Raw genomic sequence first — 21,990 nt, forward strand, 5'->3', positions numbered from 1 at the left:
TACACGATGACAGCGTGTCAATGAAACAAGACATGTCGGTTAAACGTCCTACGGCACTTACTGATTTACAGGGCATATCTGCTTTTTTCGACTAATTACTCTAAAAACCGCTTTTCAGCGCCGATTAAATTTCTATTCTATGGGCATGGCCGGTGCGACCGGCAGGGCACAGGCGCTGCTGTAAGGGGCAGGGCGATGTGGTGATCAAGCAATTCTTCGACGTATCAGAGAAGGACATCGTCCATGGCAAAAATACAAGGCATCGCCGAAATGCTCGGCATCTTTCCCTGCCTGAGCAGCGGACGCAGAAGGCGTCGATTGAGTTCTGAAGAGCTGAAGCTGGTGGAGCGTTATCGCGAGTTGTCGGAGAGTGACCGGATTGCGATGCGCTATCTGGTGGATGCGATGCGCAGTGTTTCGCGGTTTTAACGGCGCGTAAGACTGTGGCGAGGGAGCTTGCTCCCGCTGGACTGCGCAGCAGTCCCCTGCTTTTTGTAGAGGAACCGCTGCGCGACCCAGTGGGACGGTGCGAAGATTCGACAAGCTCCCTCGCCACAGGTTTTTTTATTGAATGGACTTCAGCTACACGTTCCCAAAACCGGATACGGCCGCTGGCCGTGCATCAATTCAGGCACATCCCGCCATTTGACCCACGCCTGCTGTTGCCAGTGCAACAGCGGCACGGTAACGCCCGCCCAATGCATCGAACTCAGGCTCGGTTGGTTTTCCACAGGGCTTGATTGGGCTTCGCGCAGCATCGGGATCACTTCATGACTTAGCCATTGGCGCAGGTTGCGGTTTTCCGGGACGAAGTGGTGGACAAGCAGGGCGTATAGGCCGGACTCGCTGACTATCGCGCAATCGACGATTTCGCCGTCCTTGCGCAGGAGAACATTGCGACGCTGGTCGGGATCGAGTTTCAGCGTAAGGCGTTCGTTTAGCGGATAGCCCATCAAGCGACCGAGACCCTGAACACAAAACCAGGCTTCATGGTTTTGCATGAACGCATGGAGGAAGCGGTTGTGGCGGGTGAAGACGGTGGGGGTGAAGTGCGGATGGATTAAAGGTGGATTTGGCGTGTGCTTAGGCATTTCTGACTCCATGTTGAAATGAGAGTCGCCACGAATCCTTCGACAGATTTTTGGGTGGCGAACCGTGTGGCGTTCGAAGTCGGAATTCTCGATCAACATGTAAGCCGAGAGGCCCGCACCACACGATCCGCCATAACGCGAAACTGAAAGGCAAGAAGCCTTGGTTTCTATGGAGGACGCAGTTGCGCCATGTTGATGATGTTCCGGCTTCGACCCCGGGCCGCTGATTTGGCAGCGACGGGATAAAGCCTATCGGTCAGGCGCTAGCGGCGCCAAGTCTACTCTTTCGATGCACAGCGTAGGAAATGGAGCTTTCTCGGGAAGGCTGTATCTGTAGGAAATGCCTGTTTTTGCACTGAGGATGGTGAGTCCATCCCTAACCGGTACTTTTTCCGTTATTCATTTGATTCACGTGCATTGCCGCGGAAAATTTGAACTCAATGACCACTGTATTTATTGCCGGCTCTATCAACATCAAGAACCTTGATCCGAAGGTTAAAGAGCGTATCAATAATATCGTTGCGTCCGATTTTGAGGTGGTGGTGGGTGATGCGGGGGGGGCCGACACTTCCATTCAGGAGTATCTGCTGAGTCTTGAGCGATCCAGAACCACGGTGTTCTGCAGCGGTTCGGCACCGAGGAATAACCTTGGGAAATGGCCCGCCAGAACAGTCGACTCCAAACACTCCAAAGGGTCGAGAGCCTTCTTCACCGAAAAAGACGTGGTGATGGCTGAAGCGGCTGATTACGGTCTGATGATCTGGGATGCAAAGAGCACCGGCACGCTCAGCAACGTCATTGAACTGTTGTCGAGAAAGAAGAAGTCGCTTGTCTTCGTCAACAAGGAAAAGGAATTCAAAGTGGTCGGAGACGTCAGTCAGCTCGAAGAGTTGATTGCATTCATGTCCGATCACGCCAGGCAAAAAGCCAATGAAAAAATCAGGTTGTTCGATCGTATTTCCTTGCTGAAGCACGATCAGGCAGAGCTTTCTTTTTGATGTTTTTTCTCGGCCTTCCTGAACCCCGGCACCTTGTCGGTGCCGGGATGGCAGGTTCTTAGCGACTCACCTTCCAAGCATCCCCAGCCGGCGCCTTCCCATGGTCATACGGCTTGCCAATCCACATGTAAATCAACCCCAGTCCAATCACGATCGCCGTGCTCAGCACCATCGCGTAGTTGATGTACCACGCCGCATCCGGCGTGCGTGGCCAGGCCATGTTGATGATTGCGCCGACGCCGTACACCAGCGCGCCGATGTTCACTGGCCAGCCCCACGCGCCGAGGGTGAATTTGCCGCTCGGTTTCCAGCCTTTCATTCGCGCATACAAAGCGGCCAGCACGATCATCTGGAACGCGAGGTAGATGCCGATGGCGGCGAAGCTGACGATGGTGGCCACGGCGTCCTGCAGGAAGAAGCCGAGGGCGATGATCAGGGCGGGCAGGACGCCGGACACGAACAGCGCGGCAACCGGCACCTGAGTGGTAGGAGAAATCTTTTTCAGCAGTCGGCTGCCGATCACCATTTCATCGCGAGCGTAGGAGTACAGCAGACGACTGGCTGCTGCCTGCAGGCTGATGACGCAGGAGATGAAGGAAATCATCACCACGCCCATCACCACTTTCGAGCCGATCGGGCCGAAGGCGTTGTTGAGGATGGTGGTGACCGGGTCCTTGTCGGTGCCGTTGATCACCGCTTGCATGTCCGGCACGGCGAGGATCAGCGCCAGGCAGGCGAACATCGCCGCGATGCCGCCGATGTAGATGGTCATGCGCATGGCCACCGGGATTTTTGCGCTGGGGTTCGGGGTTTCCTCGGCGACGTCGCCGCAGGCTTCGAAACCGTAGTAGAGGAACATCCCTGCCAGCGAAGCGGTGAGGAACGCCGGCAGGTACGAGCCGTCAACGCTGATGTCGAAGGTGTTGAACAGCACGCTCAGCGGCTGATGACGTTCGAAAACCAGCAGGTAGACGCCGACGATCACCGCGCCGACCAGTTCGCAGAGGAAGCCGAACATGGCGATCCGCGCCAGCACTTGGGTGCCGCTCAGATTGACCAGCGTGGCGAACAGTGTCAGCACCAGCGCGATAACGATATTGGTGTTGTTGCTCGGCTCAAACCCGAGCATCGCCGCCAGATACGGGCCGGCACCGACAGCCACTGCCGCAATAGTCACGCACAGGGCGATGGAGTAGATCCAGCCGACCATCCATGCCCATTTCTTGCCAACCAGACGCCGTGCCCATGGATAGACGCCGCCGGAAATCGGGAACTGCGACACCACTTCGCCGAAGATCAGGCACACCAGCAACTGGCCGCAACCGACCAGCAGGTAAGCCCAGAACATCGGTGGTCCGCCGGCGGCGAGGCACAGGCCGAACAGGGTATAAACCCCTACGACCGGTGACAGATAAGTGAAGCCCAGCGCGAAGTTTTCCCACAGGCTCATGCTGCGGTTGAAGTTGGAGGTGTAGCCCAGTTTGCGCAGTTGTTCGGCATCGCTGTCGGCAACGGCGGCCGCGAATTCGGGTGAGGCACTCATGTGTGTTTGCTCCGTGAAATCGGCAGATTTCGGATGGCCGAGGCCGTGGCGGTGCTTTGCGGGCGCCGCCCGGTTCGGTAGTTATTGTTTTGGTGTCCTGGTGGTGCGTAATGCCGGTTTCCTTCCTGAAACCGGGGTGACGCCTTCGCTGGCAAGCCAGCTCCCACAAGAGCTGCATTGAACCTTGTGGGAGCTGGCTTGCCAGCGATGCTTTTAGTGCTTGAACATCACATGCCGAACCGTGGTGTAGTCCTCCAGCCCATACATGGACATGTCCTTGCCATAACCGGACAATTTCTGACCGCCGTGAGGCATTTCGCTGACGAGCATGAAGTGCGTGTTGACCCAGGTGCAGCCGTACTGCAATCGCGCGGACAGGCGATGCGCGCGTCCGACATCCGCCGTCCACACCGAGGAGGCCAGGCCGTAGTCGGAATCGTTGGCCCACTCCAGCGCCTGGGCTTCATCGGTGAACTTGGTCACCGACACCACCGGGCCGAAGACTTCGCGCCGGACGATTTCATCGTCCTGCTGGGCGTCGGCCAGAACGGTCGGTTCGAAGAAGAAGCCGTTGCCTTCCACAGCCTTGCCGCCGGTGATCAAGCGAATGTGCGGCTGCGCCACGGCACGTTCGACAAAACCAGCGACGCGGTCGCGATGTTGCGCGGTGATCAACGGCCCAAGCTCAGTCGACGGATCTTCCTGCAAGCCATACTTGATGCTGCTGACCGCTGCGCCGAGTTTCTCGACGAACTTGTCATAGATGCCTTGCTGGGCGTAGATCCGGCACGCGGCGGTGCAGTCCTGCCCGGCGTTGTAGAAACCGAAGGTGCGGATACCTTCCACCGCAGCATCGATATCGGCGTCGTCGAAGATGATCACCGGCGCCTTGCCGCCCAGTTCCATGTGCATGCGTTTGACGCTGTCGGCGGTGCTGGAAATGATGTTCGAGCCTGTGGCAATCGAGCCGGTCAGCGAAACCATGCGCACTTTGGGATGCGTGACCAACGGGCTGCCGACGGCAGGGCCGCGACCGAACACCAGATTGAGCACACCGGCCGGGAAGATGTCCGACGCCAGTTCGGCCAGACGCAACGCGGTCAGCGGGGTTTGCTCCGACGGCTTGAGTACCACGGTATTACCGGCAGCGAGGGCCGGGGCGATTTTCCAGGCGACCATCATCAGCGGGTAGTTCCACGGCGCAATGGACGCGATCACGCCCACCGGGTCGCGGCGAATCATTGAGGTGTGGCCGGGCAGGTATTCGCCACCGGCCGAACCGCTCATGCAACGGCTGGCGCCGGCGAAGAAACGGAACACGTCGGCAATCGCCGGAATCTCGTCGTTCAGCGCAGCGCTGTAGGGTTTGCCGCAGTTGTCCGATTCCAGTTTGGCCAGTTCTTCGCCGTGGGCTTCGATGGCATCAGCGAGTTTGAGCAGCAGCAGCGAACGGTCTTTCGGCGTGGTCTGCGACCATTCGGCGAAGGCACTGTCGGCGGCGCGCACGGCGGCATCGACCTGGGCCTCGGAGGCTTCATTGATTTCCACCAGTACGCTGCCGAGCGCCGGGTTGAGCACCGGTTGCGCCGGGCCTTCGCCGTTGACCAGGTGGCCGTTGATCAAGAGTCTGGTTTGCATTTCATTGTCCTCGCTAACACTTTTATTGTTCTGTCCGAATCGAGATCCCTGTGGGAGCGAGCTTGCTCGCGAAAGCGGTGCGCCAGTCGACATCAATGTTGGATGTCATGGCCTCTTCGCGAGCAAGCTCGCTCCCACAGGGGGAAAGTGGTGTCTGTCATGAATTATTTGCCACCGCTACCGGCGACACTCTCGCCACCCCGGGTCAGGTAATACGCGCCAAGAATCGGCAGCATGGTCACCATCATCACCAGCATCGCGACGACATTGGTCACCGGCACGTCTCGAGGACGGCTGAGTTGATTGAGCAACCACAGCGGCAATGTGCGCTCATGCCCGGCGGTAAACGTGGTGACGATGATTTCGTCGAACGACAGCGCAAAGGCGAGCATGCCGCCGGCCAACAGCGCCGAGCCGAGGTTCGGCAGGATGATGTAGCGGAAGGTCTGCCAGCCATCGGCACCCAGATCCATCGAGGCCTCGATCAAGCTGTGCGAAGTACGCCGCAGGCGGGCGATGACGTTGTTGTAGACGATCACCACGCAGAACGTCGCGTGACCAACAATGATGGTGAACATCCCCGGCTCGATCCCCAGCGTCTTGAACGTCGCCAGCAGCGCGATCCCGGTGATGATCCCCGGCAACGCAATCGGCAAGATCAGCATCAGCGAAATACCCTGCTTGCCGAAGAAGTCCCGGCGATACAGCGCGGCTGAAGCCAATGTGCCGAGCACCATCGCGATCAACGTGGCAATGGCGGCAATCTGCAACGAGAGCTTGATCGCCTCCAGCACATCCGGGCGCGAAAACGCGACGCTGAACCAGTGCAGGGTGAAGCCCTTTGGCGGAAAGCTGAACGCCGCTTCCTCGGTGTTGAAGGCGTAAAGGAAGATGATCAGGATCGGGAAGTGCAGAAACACCAACCCGCCCCAGGCTGCGATGCGCAGACCGAGAGAGGCTTTTTCAGAGTGCATCGAAGGCCCCCAGTCGTTTGACGATGGACAGGTAAATGGCGATCAACACAATCGGCACCAGCGTGAACGCCGCCGCCATCGGCATGTTGCCGATCGCGCCTTGCTGGGCGTAGACCATGCTGCCGACGAAGTAGCCCGGCGGGCCGACCAGTTGCGGCACGATGAAGTCGCCCAGAGTCAGGGAAAAAGTGAAGATCGAGCCGGCAGCAATACCCGGCACCGACAGCGGCAGAATCACCTGCATGAAGGTCTGGCGCGGCTTGGCCCCGAGGTCGGCGGAGGCCTGCAGCAGCGACGGCGGCAGACGTTCCAGCGAGGCCTGAATCGGCAGGATCATGAACGGCAACCAGATATAGACAAAGACCATGAAGCGTCCCAGATGCGAGGTCGACAAGGTGCTGCCGCCGACCCCGGGAATGCCGAGGATGAACTGCAACACCGGCTCCAGCCCCAGATGCTGCACGAACCACTGCGCCACACCGCCCTTGGCCAGCAGCAACGTCCACGCATAGGCCTTGACGATGTAACTGGCCCACATCGGCAGCATCACCGCGATGTAGAAAAACGCCTTGGTCTTGCCCGTGGTGTAGCGCGCCATGTAATAGGCAATCGGGAACGCGACGATGGCGCTGGCGATCGACACCACGATGGCCATGCTCAGCGTGCGCAGGATGATGTCGAAGTTCGACGGCTGGAACAGCGCGGCAAAATTGGCCAGGGTCAGGTCAGGGGTGACCGCCATGGTGAAGTCGTCGAAAGTGTAGAAACCCTGCCACAACAGCACCAGCAGCGAGCCGAGGTAGATCGCGCCAAACCACAGCAACGGTGGTACCAGCAGCAGCGACAGATACAGATTCGGCTTGCGGTAGAGCAGGTTGGAAAACCGCCGCAACGGCGGTGCTTGAGTCATTGCGAGCGTGCTCATCTCACACCCCGCTCGAGACAGTGTCGTGCAGCGCAATCATGGCTTCCCGCGCCCAGCGTGCACGCAGACGCTGGCCGGTCTGGTGCTGCGCGCTGCTGTCGATCCACTGATTGTTGGCGTGGCTGATGCTCAGGGTCTGGCCGTTTTCCAGGGTCAGTTCATAGCGCGTCGCGCTGCCCTGATACTGGATGTCATGCAGCACGCCACTGACTTCGATTTCGTGGCTGGCCAGCGGGCCGTCGGCGAAGCGCACGTGCTCGGGGCGAATCGAAAACGGCTGCGGATGACCGCTGAGCTGGCGCGCCAGGTCGCCGCGAATCACATTGGAAGTGCCGACGAATTCGGCGACGAAGGTGGTGGTCGGTTTCATGTACAAATTGCGCGGGGTGTCGACCTGTTCGATGCGGCCCTTGTTGAACACCGCCACGCGATCGGACATCGACAGCGCCTCGGTCTGGTCGTGAGTGACGAAGATGAAAGTGATGCCGAGCTGGCGTTGCAGCTTCTTCAGTTCGCTCTGCATCTGCTCGCGCAGTTTCAGGTCGAGGGCGCCGAGCGGCTCGTCGAGCAGCAGCACGCGCGGGCGATTGACCAAGGCGCGGGCGAGGGCGACACGCTGGCGCTGACCGCCGGACAACTGCACCGGTTTGCGTGCGCCATAACCACCGAGCGCGACCATGTCCAACGCCTCTTCGGCGCGCTTGTGGCGCTCGGTTTTACTCACGCCTTTGACCTTCAAGCCGTAGGCGACGTTGTCCAGCACGTTCATGTGCGGGAACAGTGCGTAATCCTGGAAGACGGTGTTTACATCACGTTGATACGGCGGCAGACCGGCCGCTTCGGCGCCGTGAATGCGGATTGAGCCGGCGCTCGGTTGTTCGAACCCGGCGATCAGGCGCAGGCAGGTGGTTTTGCCCGAGCCGGATGGGCCGAGCATGGAAAAGAACTCGCCGTCCTGGATATCGATGGAAACCCGGTCAACGGCCTTCACCTCGCCGAACTGCCGGGAAACGTTGGTGAACTGGACTGCAAGCGTCATGGTGCGGTGCTCCGGTAAAGCAGGCTTTCAAAGAATGATCAGGTGTTGCGTCGAAAAGATCGCAGCCTGCGGCAGCTCCTACAGGAGAGCGGTGTCCATTGATGTAGGAGCTGCCGCAGGCTGCGATCTTTTGATCTTGAAAGGGCTTACCTGCCGCCCATGATCGCGATGTAGTCCTGGGTCCAGCGGCTGTACGGCACGAATTTGCCGCCTTCAGCCTGCGGGGTTTTCCAGAAGGCGATCTTGTCGAACTGGTCGAAGCCATTGGTCTTGCAACCCTCGGCGCCGAGCAGTTCGCTTTCCTTGCACGCTGCCGGCACGGCTGGCAGCGAACCAAACCACGCCGCCACGTCACCCTGGACTTTCGGCTGCAGTGACCAATCCATCCACTTGTACGCGCAGTTCGGGTGTTTGGCCTCGGCGTGCAGCATGGTGGTGTCGGCCCAACCGGTGGCGCCTTCTTTCGGAATGGTCGAGGCAATCGGCTGTTTCTCATTGATCAGGCCGTTGACCTGATACGGCCAGGCACTCGACGCCACCACACCTTCGTTCTTGAAGTCGCTCATCTGCACCGTGGTGTCATGCCAGTAGCGGTGGATCAATGGCTGCTGCGCACGCAACAGATCGAGCACCGCTTTGTACTGTGCTTCGGTCAATTGATACGGATCCTTGATCCCCAGCTCAGGCTTGGCGGTTTTCAGGTACAGCGCCGCATCAGCGATGTAGATCGGCCCGTCATAGGCCTGCACGCGGCCCTTGTTCGGCTTGCCGTCGGGGAAGTTCTGCGCGTCGAACAGCACATTCCAGCTGGTCGGCGGCGTCTTGAACACGTTGGTGTTGTACATCAGCACGTTCGGGCCCCACTGATACGGGGTGCCGTAGGTCTGCTTGTTGACCACGTACCATGGCGCATCTTTCAGGCGTGGATCGAGAGTGTTCCAGTTCGGGATCAACGCGGTGTTGATCGGTTGCACGCGTTTGCCGACGATCAAGCGCAACGACGCATCACCGGATGCAGTGACCAGGTCGTAACCGCCCTTGGCCATCAGGCTGACCATTTCGTCGGAGGTGGCAGCAGTCTTCACATTGACCTTGCAGCCGGTTTCTTTTTCGAAACCGGTGACCCAGTCGTAAGCCTTGTCGCTCTCGCCACGTTCGATGTAACCGGGCCAGGCCACGATATCCAGCTGACCCTCGCCGGCGCCGACGGCCTTCAGCGGCTCGGCGGCTTGCAGGCTGGCGCTGGCCAGCAGGGCCGTGGTGATTGCACTGAGCAGTGCGGTCTTGTGCACGAACATGGTTGAACCCTCTTCTTTAAATTATGGTCGGGGCAGTTGTGAACGCGGTGCAGCATGCCGTTGGCGGCTTGTTATTAGCGTAGTCAGAGATGCTGGCCGTGGCGGGCCATGATGTGCCGCACCACGCTGTAGTCCTGCAGCGAATCACTGGATAAGTCTTTGCCGTATCCGGAGCGTTTCAGCCCGCCGTGGGGCATTTCGCTGACCAGCATGAAATGGCTGTTGATCCAGGTGCAGCCGTACTGCAAGCGGGCGGCGACCTGCATTGCCTTGTCCAGATTCTGTGTCCACACCGACGAGGCGAGGCCGTATTCGGAGTCGTTGGCCCACTCCACCGCTTGTGCGAGTTCGTCGAAACGGGTCACGGTCACCACCGGGCCGAACACTTCGCGCTGGACGATTTCATCCGTTTGCTTGCAACCGGCCAGCAGCGTCGGCTGGTAAAAGAACCCGGCGCCGGAATGCACCGCCGCGCCGGTCACCCGCTCGATGTGCGGCTGGCCGAGGGCGCGTTCGACGAAACTGGCGACGCGGTCGCGCTGGCGGGTACTGATCAGCGGGCCGATCTCGTTGTCGGCATCGCGCTTGCCGGCGAAGCGCAGGCTGCTGACTGCCGCACCCAGTTCGGCAACCAGTTTGTCGTGAATCCCGGCTTGCGCGTAGATGCGGCACGCGGCGGTGCAGTCCTGACCGGCGTTGTAGTAACCGTAGGTGCGCACGCCGTCGACCACCGCTTGCAGGTCGGCGTCGTTGCAGACGATCACCGGGGCTTTGCCGCCGAGTTCCAGATGCGTGCGTTTGAGGGTTTTTGCAGCGGCTTGCAGGATTTTCTGCCCGGTGACGATATCGCCGGTCAGCGAGACCATGCGCACTTTGGCATGCCCGACCAGATGGCTGCCGACGCCTTCACCGCCACCGCAGAGGATGTTGATCACCCCGCGCGGCAGGATCTCGGCCAGCGCTGGCGCCAGCGCGAGGATCGACAGCGGTGTGTGTTCCGAGGGTTTGAACACCAGCGTATTGCCAGCGGCGAGGGCCGGGGCGATTTTCCACGCGGCCATCATGATCGGGTAGTTCCACGGCGCAATCGAGGCGACGACCCCAATCGGATCGCGGCGCACCATGCTGGTGTAGCCCGGCAGGTATTCGCCGCTGAGCTGACCGGTCTGGCAGCGTACGGCACCGGCAAAGAAGCGGAACACATCGACGGTCGCAGTCAGGTCGTCCTGCCGCGCCAGGTGCAGCGGCTTGCCGCAATTCAGCGCTTCGAGGCGGGCGAGGTGATCGGCGTGTTTTTCCACCGCGTTGGCGATGTCCAGCAACAGATTCGAGCGTTGTTGCGGTGTGGTGCGCGACCATTCGGCAAACGCGCGGTGGGCGGCGAGAATCGCGGTTTCGACCTGCTCGGTGCTGGCCTCGGCGATGTGGGTGAGGATTTCACCGGTGGCCGGATTGAGGATCGGTTCGACAAAACCCTGCCCGGCGACCAGTTCGCCGTCGATCAGCAACGCGGTACACATCGGGGTCTGCACGCCAGCCATTTTCCGCGATCTCTTTTCTTGTGTGGTCATTGTGGCTCCCATGCCCGGGAGCCGACCGTCTTATAGATGCAGCAAGACTAGTGCGCGGCTCCGAGGTCGACAAATTCTAAATACTGAAGGTGGCATTCGATTAAATAGATGGCTTGCGTCCGCCGTGCGGTTGCTCGCGGGCCACGGTCAGGAATGGATCGACCAGAGCGGGGCGCGCTGTCCCACGGCGCCAGGCCAGACCGACGTCGAGGGTCTGGTTGAGGTCGGCGATCGGCCGTGCTTCGATGATGTCGCCCTCCAGTGACCACGGGCGGTACGTCATGTCCGGCTGGATCGACACGCCCAGACCGGCTGCGACAAGGCTTCGCACGGCTTCGGTGGATGCAGTGCGCAGGGTGATCTTCGGTTGCAGCCCGGCACCGCGCCACAGGCGTTGGGCATTGCGATCCATCTCGTCGACGTTCAGTTGAATCAGCGGTTCGCGGGCAACATCGGCGAGATTGATGCTGTCGTGCTCCAGCAGCGGATGCTGGGCCGGCAGCCACAGACGGTGCGGCGAGTGCGTCAGCACTTCGGTTTGCAAGGCGTGGCGGTCTTCGAGGTTGGACAGGATCAGCACGCCGACATCGATCTCGCCGCTGACCAGCAAATGTTCGATGTACGGCCGCTCGTCCTCCATCACCCGGATCTCGACATTGGGATAGGCGCGCTGAAAACGGGTGAGCAAATCGGCGAGGTAATAACCGGCCACCAGACTGGTCACGCCGACAATCAACTGCCCGGCCACCTGGTCGGTGCTTTGTTGCAGGCTGCGCTTGGCGTTATCCACCGTTGCCAGAATCAGATGCGCCTGGCGCAGGAATTGATGACCCTGATGAGTCAAGGTCATGCCCTTGGCGTGACGGTTGAACAGGCTGACGCCGATTTCCTCTTCCAGTTGCTGAATGGCGAGGGTCAGGGTCGATTGGGAAATAAACGCGGTTTGCGCGGCGGCGGAAATCGAGCCGGTCTCGGCCACCGCGATGAAGTGACGGATCTGACGCAGGGTCATCATGAGGAGGGTACCCGGTGGGCAGTTTTTATAGATTGGCCTGAGTGTATATCTATTTTCACGAAGGGCTGCTGCAGGCGGAGCAACATCTGGAAGCACACTCGCAGGCCGGGCCAGGGCACTTTCGAACTAGGCTGAGGGCCTGATAGATCCGGATAACCCCTGCTTTGGAGGCGGAACATGAACACCCGTGGATTGCTCGACCAACTACTCAAATCCGGCCAGGATCTGTTGCAGAACAAGGCCGGCGGCGCGCAGAACAAACCGACGGCTGGCGGCCTGGGCGGTTTGCTTGGTGGGTCTTCAGGCTCAGGGGCGCTGGGAGGTCTGCTGTCGGGAGCCGGCGGTGGTGCGCTGGCGGCCGGAGCGATGGGGCTGCTTCTCGGCAACAAGAAAGTACGCAAGGTCGGCGGCAAAGTCGCGATCTACGGCGGCCTCGCAGCACTGGGTGTGCTGGCCTACAAGGCCTACGGCAACTGGAACGCGCAAAAAGGCACCGCCCCACAAACCGAACCGCAAACCCTCGACCGCTTGCCACCGGCGCAAGCCGAGCAACACAGCCAGGCCATTCTCAAAGCACTGGTCGCCGCTGCAAAGGCTGATGGCCATATCGATGATCGCGAGCGCCAATTGATCGAAGGCGAATTCATCAAACTCGACAACGATCAGGAACTGCAACACTGGCTGCACGCCGAACTCAACAAACCCCTCGACCCAAGCGACGTAGCCCGCGCCGCGAGTACACCGGAGATGGCGGCGGAAATGTACATCGCCAGCGTGATGCTGGTGGATGAGGAGAGCTTTATGGAAAAGGCGTATCTGGAGGAACTGGCCAAGCAACTGAAGCTGGAGCCGGGGTTGAAGGTAGAACTGGAGAAGCAGGTGCGCCTGGCATCGCAATAGAACTGCCTGAACACGGTATTCATGTAGGAGCTGCGGTACGCTGCGATCTTTTGATTTTTTAAGCCAACAGCAAAAGATCGCAGCGTGCCGCAGCTCCTACAAGGTTTTGGGCCAGACGCCGAAGCCTGCTCACGATTGCGTTTTCAGCCGCGCATCCACAGCAATGGCCGATCCAGCGCCCCTTTTTGCCGTTCCGGCACTGGCACGCCAGCCCCGGATTGTCGGACAGTCCCACCCCAGAGCCTCCCGGCCATCCATGCCTGGCAGGCCCGAGGGTTAAAAAGCGTCTTATAAATGAAACACCGCCCTCGGCTATACTCCCCGCATTTCGACTTAGGCACGAGGAATCACTGTGAAGAACTGGACGTTGCGCCAACGCATTTTGGCGAGCTTTGCGGTGATTATCGCCATCATGTTGCTGATGGTCGTTGTTTCGTATTCCCGCCTGCTGAAAATCGAAGCCAGTGAAAGCAGCGTGCGTGATGACGCCGTTCCCGGCGTCTATTACAGCTCGATGATTCGCGGTGCGTGGGTCGACAGTTACCTGCAGACCCAGGAGTTGCTGGGGCTCAAGGAGGGGCAGGGCATCAGCAGTGAAGATGCGGCGGACTACAAGGCGTTCGAGACGCGCCTGCAAGAGCAGATGGCCAACTATCGCAGCACCGTCACCACCGACGAAGACCGGGTCGAGTTCGCTGCGTTCGAGAAGGATCACGACACCTACATGCAGATTCAGGATCAGGTACTCGATCTGCACAAGCGCAATCTCGAAGCCGAGGCGGTCAAGCTGTTTACCGAGAAGCTGACCCCGGCCTGGTACACCGGCCGCATGAAACTCAACGACATCATCGGTGAGAACAAGCGGGTCGCCGATCAGGCCATGGCCAACATCGACGAGGCGGTAGCGGCGGCCAAGGTCAGCATGTTTGTCTCGCTGCTGGTGGCCGTGCTGGCGGCAGGTGCCTGTGGCCTGCTGCTGATGCGCGCAATCATGGCGCCGATGAACCGCATCGTGAAGATCCTCGAAATCATGCGCACCGGTGACTTGAGCAGCCGTCTGAATCTGGATCGCAAGGACGAGTTCGGCGCGGTGGAAACCGGCTTCAACGACATGATGACCGAGCTGACCTCGCTGGTGTCTCAGGCCCAGCGTTCGTCGGTGCAGGTGACCACCTCGGTGACCGAGATCGCCGCCACATCGAAGCAGCAACAGGCCACCGCCACCGAAACCGCCGCCACCACCACCGAAATCGGCGCGACCTCGCGGGAAATCGCCGCCACCTCGCGGGATCTGGTGCGCACCATGACCGAAGTGTCCACCGCCGCCGATCAGGCCTCGGTGCTCGCCGGGTCCGGCCAGCAAGGCCTGGCGCGCATGGAAGACACCATGCACTCGGTGATGGGCGCGGCTGACCTGGTCAACGCCAAACTGGCGATCCTCAACGAGAAGGCCGGCAACATCAATCAGGTGGTGGTGACCATCGTCAAGGTTGCCGACCAGACCAACCTGCTGTCGCTCAACGCCGCCATCGAGGCCGAGAAGGCCGGTGAGTACGGCCGTGGTTTTGCCGTGGTCGCCACCGAAGTGCGGCGTCTGGCGGATCAGACCGCCGTCGCCACGTATGACATTGAACAGATGGTCCGCGAGATCCAGTCGGCGGTGTCTGCCGGTGTGATGGGCATGGACAAGTTCTCCGAAGAAGTGCGCCGGGGCATGGCCGAAGTGCAGCAGGTCGGCGAGCAACTGTCGCAGATCATCCATCAGGTGCAGGCGCTGGCGCCGCGGGTGTTGATGGTCAACGAAGGCATGCAGGCCCAGGCCACCGGTGCCGAACAGATCAACCATGCGCTGGTGCAGTTGGGCGACGCCAGCAGCCAGACCGTCGAGTCGTTGCGTCAGGCCAGTTTCGCCATCGACGAACTGAGCCAGGTGGCCGTCGGGCTGCGCAGTGGCGTTTCGCGATTCAAAGTCTGATGAGCGAAATCACTGCCAAACGCAGCGCTGCGCCAGTGGCCAGACAGGCGCTGTTTCTGCTGTTTCGCATCGGCAACGAACGCTATGCATTGCGCGCCACTGAAGTGGCGGAGGTTCTGCCGCGCGTACCGTTGAAGCCAATTGCCCAGGCGCCGAAGTGGGTGGCCGGGGTGTTCGCCTATCGCGGTGCGGTGGTGCCGGCTATCGACCTCAGTGCGCTGACCTTCGGTCAACCGGCCGAGGCGCGCACCAGCACCCGGTTGGTGCTGGTGCATTACCGCCCGGATCAACGGCAGCCGCCACGCTGGCTCGGACTGATACTCGAACAGGCGACCGATACCCTGCGCTGTAATCCCGAGGATTTTCAGCCGTATGGTCTGGACAATCGTCAGGCGCCGTACCTCGGCCCGGTGCGCGAAGATGCCCAGGGGCTGGTGCAGTGGGTGCGGGTCAACGACTTGCTGGATGACGCCGTGCGCAGCCTGCTCTTTCCCGCGCCGCATGAGACGCCGTCATGAGCAGCGATCAGCGTTTTTTCGATTTCCTCAAGGAACGCATCGGTCTGGATGTCACGTCGGTGGGACCGGCGATCATCGAGCGCGCGGTGCGCCAACGCACCACGCTCTCGCAGGCGGCGCACAGCGATGAATACTGGCAACTGCTGCAAGGTTCGCGGGATGAACAGCAGGTGTTGATCGAAGCGGTGATCGTCCCTGAAACCTGGTTTTTCCGTTACCCGGAATCCTTCGCCACGCTCGGCAAGCTGGCGCGCAAGCGTCTGGACCAATTGAACAACATGCGTGCGCTGCGCATCCTCAGCCTGCCGTGTTCGACCGGTGAAGAACCCTACTCGATTGCCATGGCCTTGCTCGATGCCGGGCTCAAGCCCCATCAGTTCAAGGTCGATGGCATGGATGTCAGCCCGCTGTCGGTGGACAAGGCGCGGCGCGGGCTGTACGGCAAGAACTCGTTTCGGGGTCAGGATCTGGGCTTTCGCGAGCGTCATTTCACCGCCGAACAGGACGGCCATCGGGTCAGCGAAGCGGTGCGTGAGCAGGTGCGCCTGCAGGCCGGCAATGTGTTGGATCCGACGCTACTGGCGGGTGAGCCGCCGTTCGATTTTGTGTTCTGCCGCAACCTGCTGATCTATTTCGACCAGCCGACCCAGAAGCAGGTGTTTGAAGTGCTCAAGCGTCTGACTCACGTGGATGGCGTGCTGTTCATCGGCCCGGCCGAGGGCAGTCTGCTCGGGCGTCTGGGCATGCGCTCGATCGGCATCCCGCAGTCGTTTGCCTTCAGTCGACACGCTGAACCCATGCCCGAACCTGTGGCATTGCCGACTCCGACCCCTTTGCCGGTGCGCCAACCGCTGCGCAGTCCGCCGCCAGTATCGCCGCCGGTGCGTCCGCGGCCGTTTGCCAGCGTTGCATCGTTGCCCGTCAACAGCAAAAGCGCCAACCCGGACGCGGCGACCTTGCTCGCCAACATCGCCGCGCTGGCCAACGAAGGCAAAAGCGCCGAGGCCCGTGCGGCGTGCGAGCAGTACCTGCGCAGTCACGAACCGGTGGCGCAGGTGTTTTACTGGCTCGGCCTGCTCAGTGACGTGGCCGGCGCCACCCTCGAAGCCCAGAGTCATTACCGCAAGGCCTTGTACCTTGAGCCGCAGCATCCCGAAGCACTGATGCACCTGGCTGCGTTGCTGCAGGCTCAGGGCGACAGCGCCGGAGCCAGACGATTGCAGGAACGCGCCGCGCGCAGCGGTCGTACCGCCGACAGTGAGCGTAAACGATGATCCCGTCCGACACCTTGAACGTCACCCACGAAGACGCGCGGGCCATCGATGACTGCTGGAACCGCATCGGCATTCACGGCGACAAGTCCTGCCCGTTGCTGGCCGAGCACATTCACTGCCGAAACTGCGCGGTGTATTCCGCTGCCGCCACGCGTCTGCTCGACCGCTATGCGTTGCAGCAGGATGAGCGCGACCCGGTCGCCGTGGCGGTCGAAAGCGATGTGAAAACCCGTTCGCTGCTGATGTTCCGCCTCGGCGAAGAGTGGCTGGGGCTGGCCACTCGCAGTCTGGTGGAAGTCGCTCCGCTGCAGGCGATCCACTCGTTGCCACACCAACGCTCGCGGGCCTTGCTCGGTGTGGCGAACGTTCGCGGGGCGCTGGTGGCGTGCCTGTCGCTGGTCGAGTTGCTCGATCTGGATGGCAACGCCGCACCGGCCACGGGCGCACGGATCATGCCGCGCATGTTGATCATCGCCGCCCACGGCGGGCCGGTGGTGGTGCCAGTGGATGAGGTCGACGGCATCCACGCCATCGACGAACGCATTCTCGACGCTGCGTCGCGTGCCGGTGCTGAACACAGCAGCACGGTCAGCGCCAAATACACTCGGGGCGTCCTGCAATTCCGCGGGCGCAGCCTGCGTTGGCTGGATGAAGAACAGTTGCTGTCCGCCGTGACCCGGAGCCTCACATGACCCCCGAGCAAATGCGCGACGCCTCGCTGCTGGAACTGTTCAGCCTCGAAGCCGAGGCCCAGACCCAGGTGCTGAGCAGCGGGCTGCTGGCGCTGGAGCGTAATCCGACCCAGGCTGACTATCTGGAATCGTGCATGCGTGCGGCGCACTCGCTCAAGGGCGCGGCGCGGATCGTCGGCATCGACAACGGCGTCAGCGTTGCCCACGTGATGGAAGATTGTCTGGTCAGCGCTCAGGAAAAACGGCTGTTGCTGCGCCCCGAACACATCGATGCGTTGTTGCAGGGCACCGATCTGTTGATGCGCATCGCTACGCCGGCAAATGCCCCGCAAGCGCCGGACATTGAGGCGTATGTGGCGTTGATGGGCCGCCTGCTCGACCCTTCGACACCGCCCGCCGTGGCGTCGCCGCCCATGGCCGAATTGCAGATGCAGGCACCGTCTGCGCCGATTGAAACGCCACCGCCAGCGCCCACGCCGGCGGTTGATACAGCGCCGGAAACCTCCGACCCGGCACCGCGCAAGAACAAGCGCACCACCGAGGGCGGCGAGCGCGTGCTGCGGGTCACTGCCGAGCGTCTGAACAGCCTGCTCGACCTGTCGAGTAAATCACTGGTCGAAACCCAGCGCCTCAAGCCGCATCTGGCGACCATGCAGCGCCTCAGGCGCATGCAGAACAATGGTCTGCGGGCGCTGGAAAGCCTCAACGTACACCTCAAGGAACACGCGCTGAGCCTCGAAGCCCAAGAAGCCCTTGAAGAGGCGCGGCGCCTGTTGGCCGAGTCCCAGCAATTGCTCGCGGAAAAGAACGCCGAGCTCGACGAATTTGCCTGGCAGGCCAGCCAGCGCGCACAAGTGCTCTACGACACCGCGCTGGCCTGCCGCATGCGTCCGTTCGCCGATGTGCTCACCGGGCAAGTGCGCATGGTGCGGGATCTGGGGCGCAGCCTTGGCAAACAGGTGCGGCTGGAAATCGAAGGCGAGAAGACGCAGGTCGACCGCGATGTACTGGAAAAACTCGAAGCGCCGCTGACCCATCTGCTGCGCAACGCGGTCGACCACGGCATCGAAACCCCGGAAAAACGCCTGCTCAAGGGCAAGTCCGAAGAGGGCCTGATCCGCCTGCGTGCTTCGCATCAGGCCGGTTTGCTGGTGCTCGAACTGAGTGACGACGGCAATGGCGTCGACCTGGAAAAGGTCCGCCGCAGCATCGTCGAACGCCAATTGTCACCGGCCGAAACCGCCGCACAATTGAGCGAGGAAGAGTTGCTGACGTTCCTGTTTCTGCCGGGTTTCAGCCTGCGCGACACGGTCACCGAAGTGTCGGGGCGTGGCGTCGGCCTCGACGCGGTGCAGCACATGGTCCGGCAGCTGCGCGGCGCAGTGGTGCTGGAGCAGACGGCGGGCGAGGGCAGCCGCTTTCATCTGGAAGTGCCGCTGACCCTGTCCGTGGTGCGCAGTCTGGTGGTGGAGGTCGGCGAGGAAGCCTATGCGTTTCCGCTGGCGCACATCGAGCGCATGTGCGATCTGGAGCCACAGGACATCGTGCAGATCGAAGGTCGCCAGCATTTCTGGCACGAAGGCCGACATGTCGGGTTGGTCGCCGCCAGCCAGTTGCTGAATCGTCCGGCCAGTCAGAGCAGCGGCGAAACCCTCAAGGTCGTGGTGATCCGCGAGCGCGATGCGGTCTATGGCGTGGCGGTCGAACGGTTTGTCGGCGAGCGCACTCTGGTGGTGCTGCCGCTGGATGAACGTCTGGGCAAAGTGCAGGACATCTCCGCCGGGGCGCTGCTTGACGATGGCTCGGTGGTGCTGATCGTCGATGTCGAAGACATGTTGCGCTCGGTGGACAAGCTGCTCAACACCGGGCGTCTGGAGCGCATCGCGCGTCACGGCAATCAGGCCGCCGAGGTGGCGCGCAAACGGATTCTGGTGGTCGACGATTCGCTCACGGTGCGCGAGCTGCAGCGCAAGCTGCTACTCAATCGCGGCTACGACGTGGCGGTCGCGGTGGATGGCATGGACGGCTGGAACGCGCTGCGTTCGGAGGACTTCGATTTGCTGATCACCGACATCGACATGCCGCGCATGGACGGCATCGAGCTGGTTACGTTGCTGCGCCGTGATACCCGTCTGCAATCGCTGCCGGTGATGGTGGTCTCGTACAAGGACCGTGAAGAGGACCGCCGTCGTGGACTGGATGCGGGCGCCGACTATTATTTAGCCAAGGCCAGTTTTCATGACGACGCCCTGCTCGATGCAGTGGTTGAGCTCATTGGAGGAGCGCGGGCATGAAAATCGCAATCGTCAACGACATGCCACTGGCGGTGGAGGCTTTGCGCCGTGCGCTGGCCTTCGAACCGGCGCATCAAGTGGTCTGGGTGGCCGGCAACGGCGCCGAGGCCGTGCGTCTGTGCGCCGAAAACACCCCGGATCTGATCCTGATGGATCTGATCATGCCGGTCATGGACGGCGTCGAGGCCACGCGACGGATCATGGCTGAAACCCCGTGCGCGATCGTCATCGTTACGGTTGACCGCCAGCAGAACGTGCACCGGGTCTTCGAAGCCATGGGCCACGGTGCGCTGGATGTGGTCGATACCCCGGCTCTGGGGGCCGGTAACGCGCAGGAAGCGGCGGCGCCGTTGCTGCGCAAGATCCTCAATATCGGCTGGCTGATCGGCGAGAAAACCCCGCGCTCGCGTCCGGTGGCGACACCGCACCGCAGTTCGGCGTCGTGCAAGCGGCTGGTGGCGATCGGCTCGTCTGCCGGCGGGCCGGCAGCGCTGGAAGTATTGCTCAAGGGCCTGCCACGCGATTTTTCGGCGGCCATTGTGCTGGTGCAGCACGTCGATCAGGTGTTTGCGGCGGGCATGGCCGAATGGCTGGCCAGCGCCAGTGGCCTGGACGTGCGCCTGGCCCGCGAAGGCGAGCCGCCACAGGCCGGCGCGGTGCTGCTGGCTGGCACCAATCACCATATTCGCTTATTGAAAAACGGCACGCTGGCCTACACCGCCGAGCCGGTCAACGAGATCTACCGACCCTCGATCGACGTCTTCTTCGAAAGTGTCGCCAACTATTGGAACGGTGATGCCATCGGGGTTTTATTGACCGGAATGGGACGCGACGGGGCGCAAGGGCTTAAGCTCATGCGCCAGCAGGGATACCTGACCATCGCGCAGGATCAGCAAAGCAGTGCGGTGTACGGCATGCCCAAGGCCGCAGCGGCGATCGATGCAGCCGTCGAAATCCGTCCACTGGAAAAGATAGCGCCACGATTGCTGGAGGTTTTCCCCAAATGAACAGCGTTTTCCGCAATCCTGGCCCCCGCAGTACTCAGGTGACCGCCCATGAATGATTTACAGATCGACGACATTAAAACCGACGAAAACGCCGCCATGGTGTTGTTGGTGGACGATCAGGCGATGATCGGCGAAGCCGTGCGCCGTGGGCTGTCGAATGAAGAGAACATCGACTTCCACTTCTGTTCCGATCCGCACCAGGCCATCGCCCAGGCGGTCCGGATCAAGCCGACGGTGATTTTGCAGGACCTGGTGATGCCCGGCCTCGACGGCCTGAGCCTGGTGCGCGAATACCGCAATCACCCGGCGACCAAGGACATCCCGATCATTGTGCTGTCGACCAAGGAAGATCCGCTGATCAAGAGCGCGGCGTTCTCCGCCGGGGCCAACGATTATCTGGTGAAGCTGCCGGATACCATCGAGCTGGTGGCGCGCATTCGCTATCACTCGCGCTCCTACATGACCCTGCTGCAGCGGGATGCGGCGTACCGTGCGTTGCGCGTCAGCCAGCAGCAGTTGCTCGACACCAACCTGGTCCTGCAACGGCTGATGAACTCCGACGGCCTGACCGGGCTGTCCAACCGCCGGCACTTCGACGAGTACCTGGAGCTGGAGTGGCGCCGCTCGTTGCGCGATCAGAGCCAGTTGTCGTTGCTGATGATCGACGTCGATTACTTCAAGTCGTACAACGACAGCTTTGGCCATGTCGAAGGCGATGAGGCGCTGCGCAAAGTCGCCACGGCGATCCGCGACGCCAGCGCGCGACCGTCGGATCTGCCGGCACGCTACGGCGGTGAAGAGTTCGCGCTGGTACTGCCGAATACCTCGCCGGGCGGTGCCCGGCTGGTGGCAGAGAAGCTGCGCCAGACCGTGGCGGCGCTGAAGATTCCGCACAATACCCCGAGCGAAGGGGCGAGCCTGACCATCAGTATCGGCCTGGCGACCATGGTGCCGCAGGCGGGCAGCGACTGCCGATTGCTGATCTCGGCGGCGGATCGCGGGTTGTATCAGGCGAAAAACAATGGCCGTAACCAGGTGGGTATCGAGTAACCCATCAATTGCTGTAGGAGCTGCCGCAGGCTGCGATCTTTTGATCTTAAAATGCAAAATCAAAAGATCGCAGCCTGCGGCAGCTCCTACAGGGCAATGTGTCAAGTGATTCACCCCGACAGCCGCCAGACGGGCTGCCGTGACCGCGTGATTACGTTATACTCGCCGGCTTTCAAAAGTTCGCCAAC

19 protein-coding genes are annotated in these 21,990 nt (G+C 61.3%); 10 read left to right on the top strand and 9 right to left on the bottom strand.

Annotated elements, in window-relative coordinates; translation table 11 throughout:
- The first annotated feature begins 243 nt into the window (after positions 1–243).
- The gene (locus AC193Q_RS25455; protein WP_041063212.1) at positions 244–429 is read left to right on the top strand and encodes a hypothetical protein; all 186 of its coding nucleotides are present in this window, start codon (positions 244–246) and stop codon (positions 427–429) included.
- Positions 430–578: 149 nt separating this feature from the next.
- Here the strand turns inward: AC193Q_RS25455 and AC193Q_RS25460 are convergent, their stop codons facing one another.
- Complete coding sequence (locus tag AC193Q_RS25460; RefSeq protein ID WP_121183860.1) at positions 579–1,091, bottom strand: BRO-N domain-containing protein; 513 nt, start codon at positions 1,089–1,091, stop codon at positions 579–581.
- A gap of 440 nt (positions 1,092–1,531) precedes the next feature.
- On the opposite strand from AC193Q_RS25460, the gene AC193Q_RS25465 reads away from it, so the two are divergent.
- Positions 1,532–2,089, top strand: a complete 558-nt coding sequence (locus tag AC193Q_RS25465; RefSeq protein ID WP_007967760.1) for a hypothetical protein — start codon at positions 1,532–1,534, stop codon at positions 2,087–2,089.
- Between the two features lie 58 nt (positions 2,090–2,147).
- Here the strand turns inward: AC193Q_RS25465 and AC193Q_RS25470 are convergent, their stop codons facing one another.
- The 8 genes from AC193Q_RS25470 to AC193Q_RS25505 form a co-directional block, all read right to left on the bottom strand.
- On the bottom strand, positions 2,148–3,632 hold the full coding sequence (locus AC193Q_RS25470) for an APC family permease (RefSeq protein ID WP_121183863.1): 1,485 nt from the start codon (positions 3,630–3,632) through the stop codon (positions 2,148–2,150).
- Between the two features lie 213 nt (positions 3,633–3,845).
- Positions 3,846–5,270: a gamma-aminobutyraldehyde dehydrogenase gene (locus AC193Q_RS25475; RefSeq protein ID WP_121183865.1), complete on the bottom strand. Its 1,425-nt coding sequence runs from the start codon at positions 5,268–5,270 to the stop codon at positions 3,846–3,848.
- A 164-nt stretch (positions 5,271–5,434) separates the two neighbouring features.
- Positions 5,435–6,244 carry an ABC transporter permease gene (locus AC193Q_RS25480; RefSeq protein WP_007967757.1) on the bottom strand — a complete coding sequence of 270 codons (810 nt, stop codon included), beginning with the start codon at positions 6,242–6,244 and terminating at the stop codon, positions 5,435–5,437.
- Positions 6,234–7,169, bottom strand: coding sequence for an ABC transporter permease (locus AC193Q_RS25485; protein ID WP_047292778.1), 936 nt, complete (start codon positions 7,167–7,169; stop codon positions 6,234–6,236). Before AC193Q_RS25485 ends, AC193Q_RS25480 begins: the two co-directional genes overlap by 11 nt.
- A 1-nt stretch (position 7,170) precedes the next feature.
- On the bottom strand, positions 7,171–8,208 hold the full coding sequence (locus AC193Q_RS25490) for an ABC transporter ATP-binding protein (RefSeq protein WP_121183867.1): 1,038 nt from the start codon (positions 8,206–8,208) through the stop codon (positions 7,171–7,173).
- A 146-nt stretch (positions 8,209–8,354) separates the two neighbouring features.
- The gene (gene ydcS / locus AC193Q_RS25495; protein ID WP_095667415.1) at positions 8,355–9,506 is read right to left on the bottom strand and encodes a putative ABC transporter substrate-binding protein YdcS; all 1,152 of its coding nucleotides are present in this window, start codon (positions 9,504–9,506) and stop codon (positions 8,355–8,357) included.
- An 83-nt stretch (positions 9,507–9,589) separates the two neighbouring features.
- A complete protein-coding gene (locus tag AC193Q_RS25500; RefSeq protein WP_121183869.1) occupies positions 9,590–11,047 on the bottom strand; it encodes a gamma-aminobutyraldehyde dehydrogenase in 1,458 nt (485 codons plus the stop codon).
- Positions 11,048–11,177: 130 nt separating this feature from the next.
- Positions 11,178–12,092 (bottom strand): LysR family transcriptional regulator, encoded by a 915-nt coding sequence (locus AC193Q_RS25505; RefSeq protein ID WP_007954670.1) that lies wholly within the window; start codon positions 12,090–12,092, stop codon positions 11,178–11,180.
- A gap of 177 nt (positions 12,093–12,269) precedes the next feature.
- Here AC193Q_RS25505 and AC193Q_RS25510 point away from each other — a divergent pair, with 177 nt between their 5' ends.
- The 8 genes from AC193Q_RS25510 to AC193Q_RS25545 all read left to right on the top strand — a co-directional run bounded on the left by AC193Q_RS25510 (position 12,270) and on the right by AC193Q_RS25545 (position 21,802).
- The gene (locus AC193Q_RS25510) at positions 12,270–12,992 is read left to right on the top strand and encodes a tellurite resistance TerB family protein (protein ID WP_047292787.1); all 723 of its coding nucleotides are present in this window, start codon (positions 12,270–12,272) and stop codon (positions 12,990–12,992) included.
- Positions 12,993–13,344: 352 nt separating this feature from the next.
- Positions 13,345–14,967, top strand: coding sequence for a methyl-accepting chemotaxis protein (locus tag AC193Q_RS25515; protein WP_041063242.1), 1,623 nt, complete (start codon positions 13,345–13,347; stop codon positions 14,965–14,967).
- Complete coding sequence (locus tag AC193Q_RS25520) at positions 14,967–15,485, top strand: chemotaxis protein CheW (protein ID WP_121183871.1); 519 nt, start codon at positions 14,967–14,969, stop codon at positions 15,483–15,485. The genes AC193Q_RS25515 and AC193Q_RS25520 overlap by 1 nt, the downstream gene beginning before the upstream one ends.
- The gene (locus AC193Q_RS25525) at positions 15,482–16,759 is read left to right on the top strand and encodes a CheR family methyltransferase (protein ID WP_121183873.1); all 1,278 of its coding nucleotides are present in this window, start codon (positions 15,482–15,484) and stop codon (positions 16,757–16,759) included. Before AC193Q_RS25520 ends, AC193Q_RS25525 begins: the two co-directional genes overlap by 4 nt.
- Positions 16,756–17,451: a chemotaxis protein CheW gene (locus AC193Q_RS25530; RefSeq protein WP_121183875.1), complete on the top strand. Its 696-nt coding sequence runs from the start codon at positions 16,756–16,758 to the stop codon at positions 17,449–17,451. The genes AC193Q_RS25525 and AC193Q_RS25530 overlap by 4 nt, the downstream gene beginning before the upstream one ends.
- On the top strand, positions 17,448–19,745 hold the full coding sequence (locus AC193Q_RS25535; RefSeq protein WP_483878952.1) for a response regulator: 2,298 nt from the start codon (positions 17,448–17,450) through the stop codon (positions 19,743–19,745). Before AC193Q_RS25530 ends, AC193Q_RS25535 begins: the two co-directional genes overlap by 4 nt.
- Positions 19,742–20,752 carry a chemotaxis response regulator protein-glutamate methylesterase gene (gene cheB, locus AC193Q_RS25540; RefSeq protein ID WP_121183879.1) on the top strand — a complete coding sequence of 337 codons (1,011 nt, stop codon included), beginning with the start codon at positions 19,742–19,744 and terminating at the stop codon, positions 20,750–20,752. The genes AC193Q_RS25535 and cheB overlap by 4 nt, the downstream gene beginning before the upstream one ends.
- Before the next feature lie 48 nt (positions 20,753–20,800).
- The gene (locus AC193Q_RS25545) at positions 20,801–21,802 is read left to right on the top strand and encodes a response regulator (RefSeq protein WP_047292797.1); all 1,002 of its coding nucleotides are present in this window, start codon (positions 20,801–20,803) and stop codon (positions 21,800–21,802) included.
- Positions 21,803–21,990 lie beyond the last annotated feature (188 nt).

It is taken from the genome of Pseudomonas sp. F2, assembly GCF_057174385.1.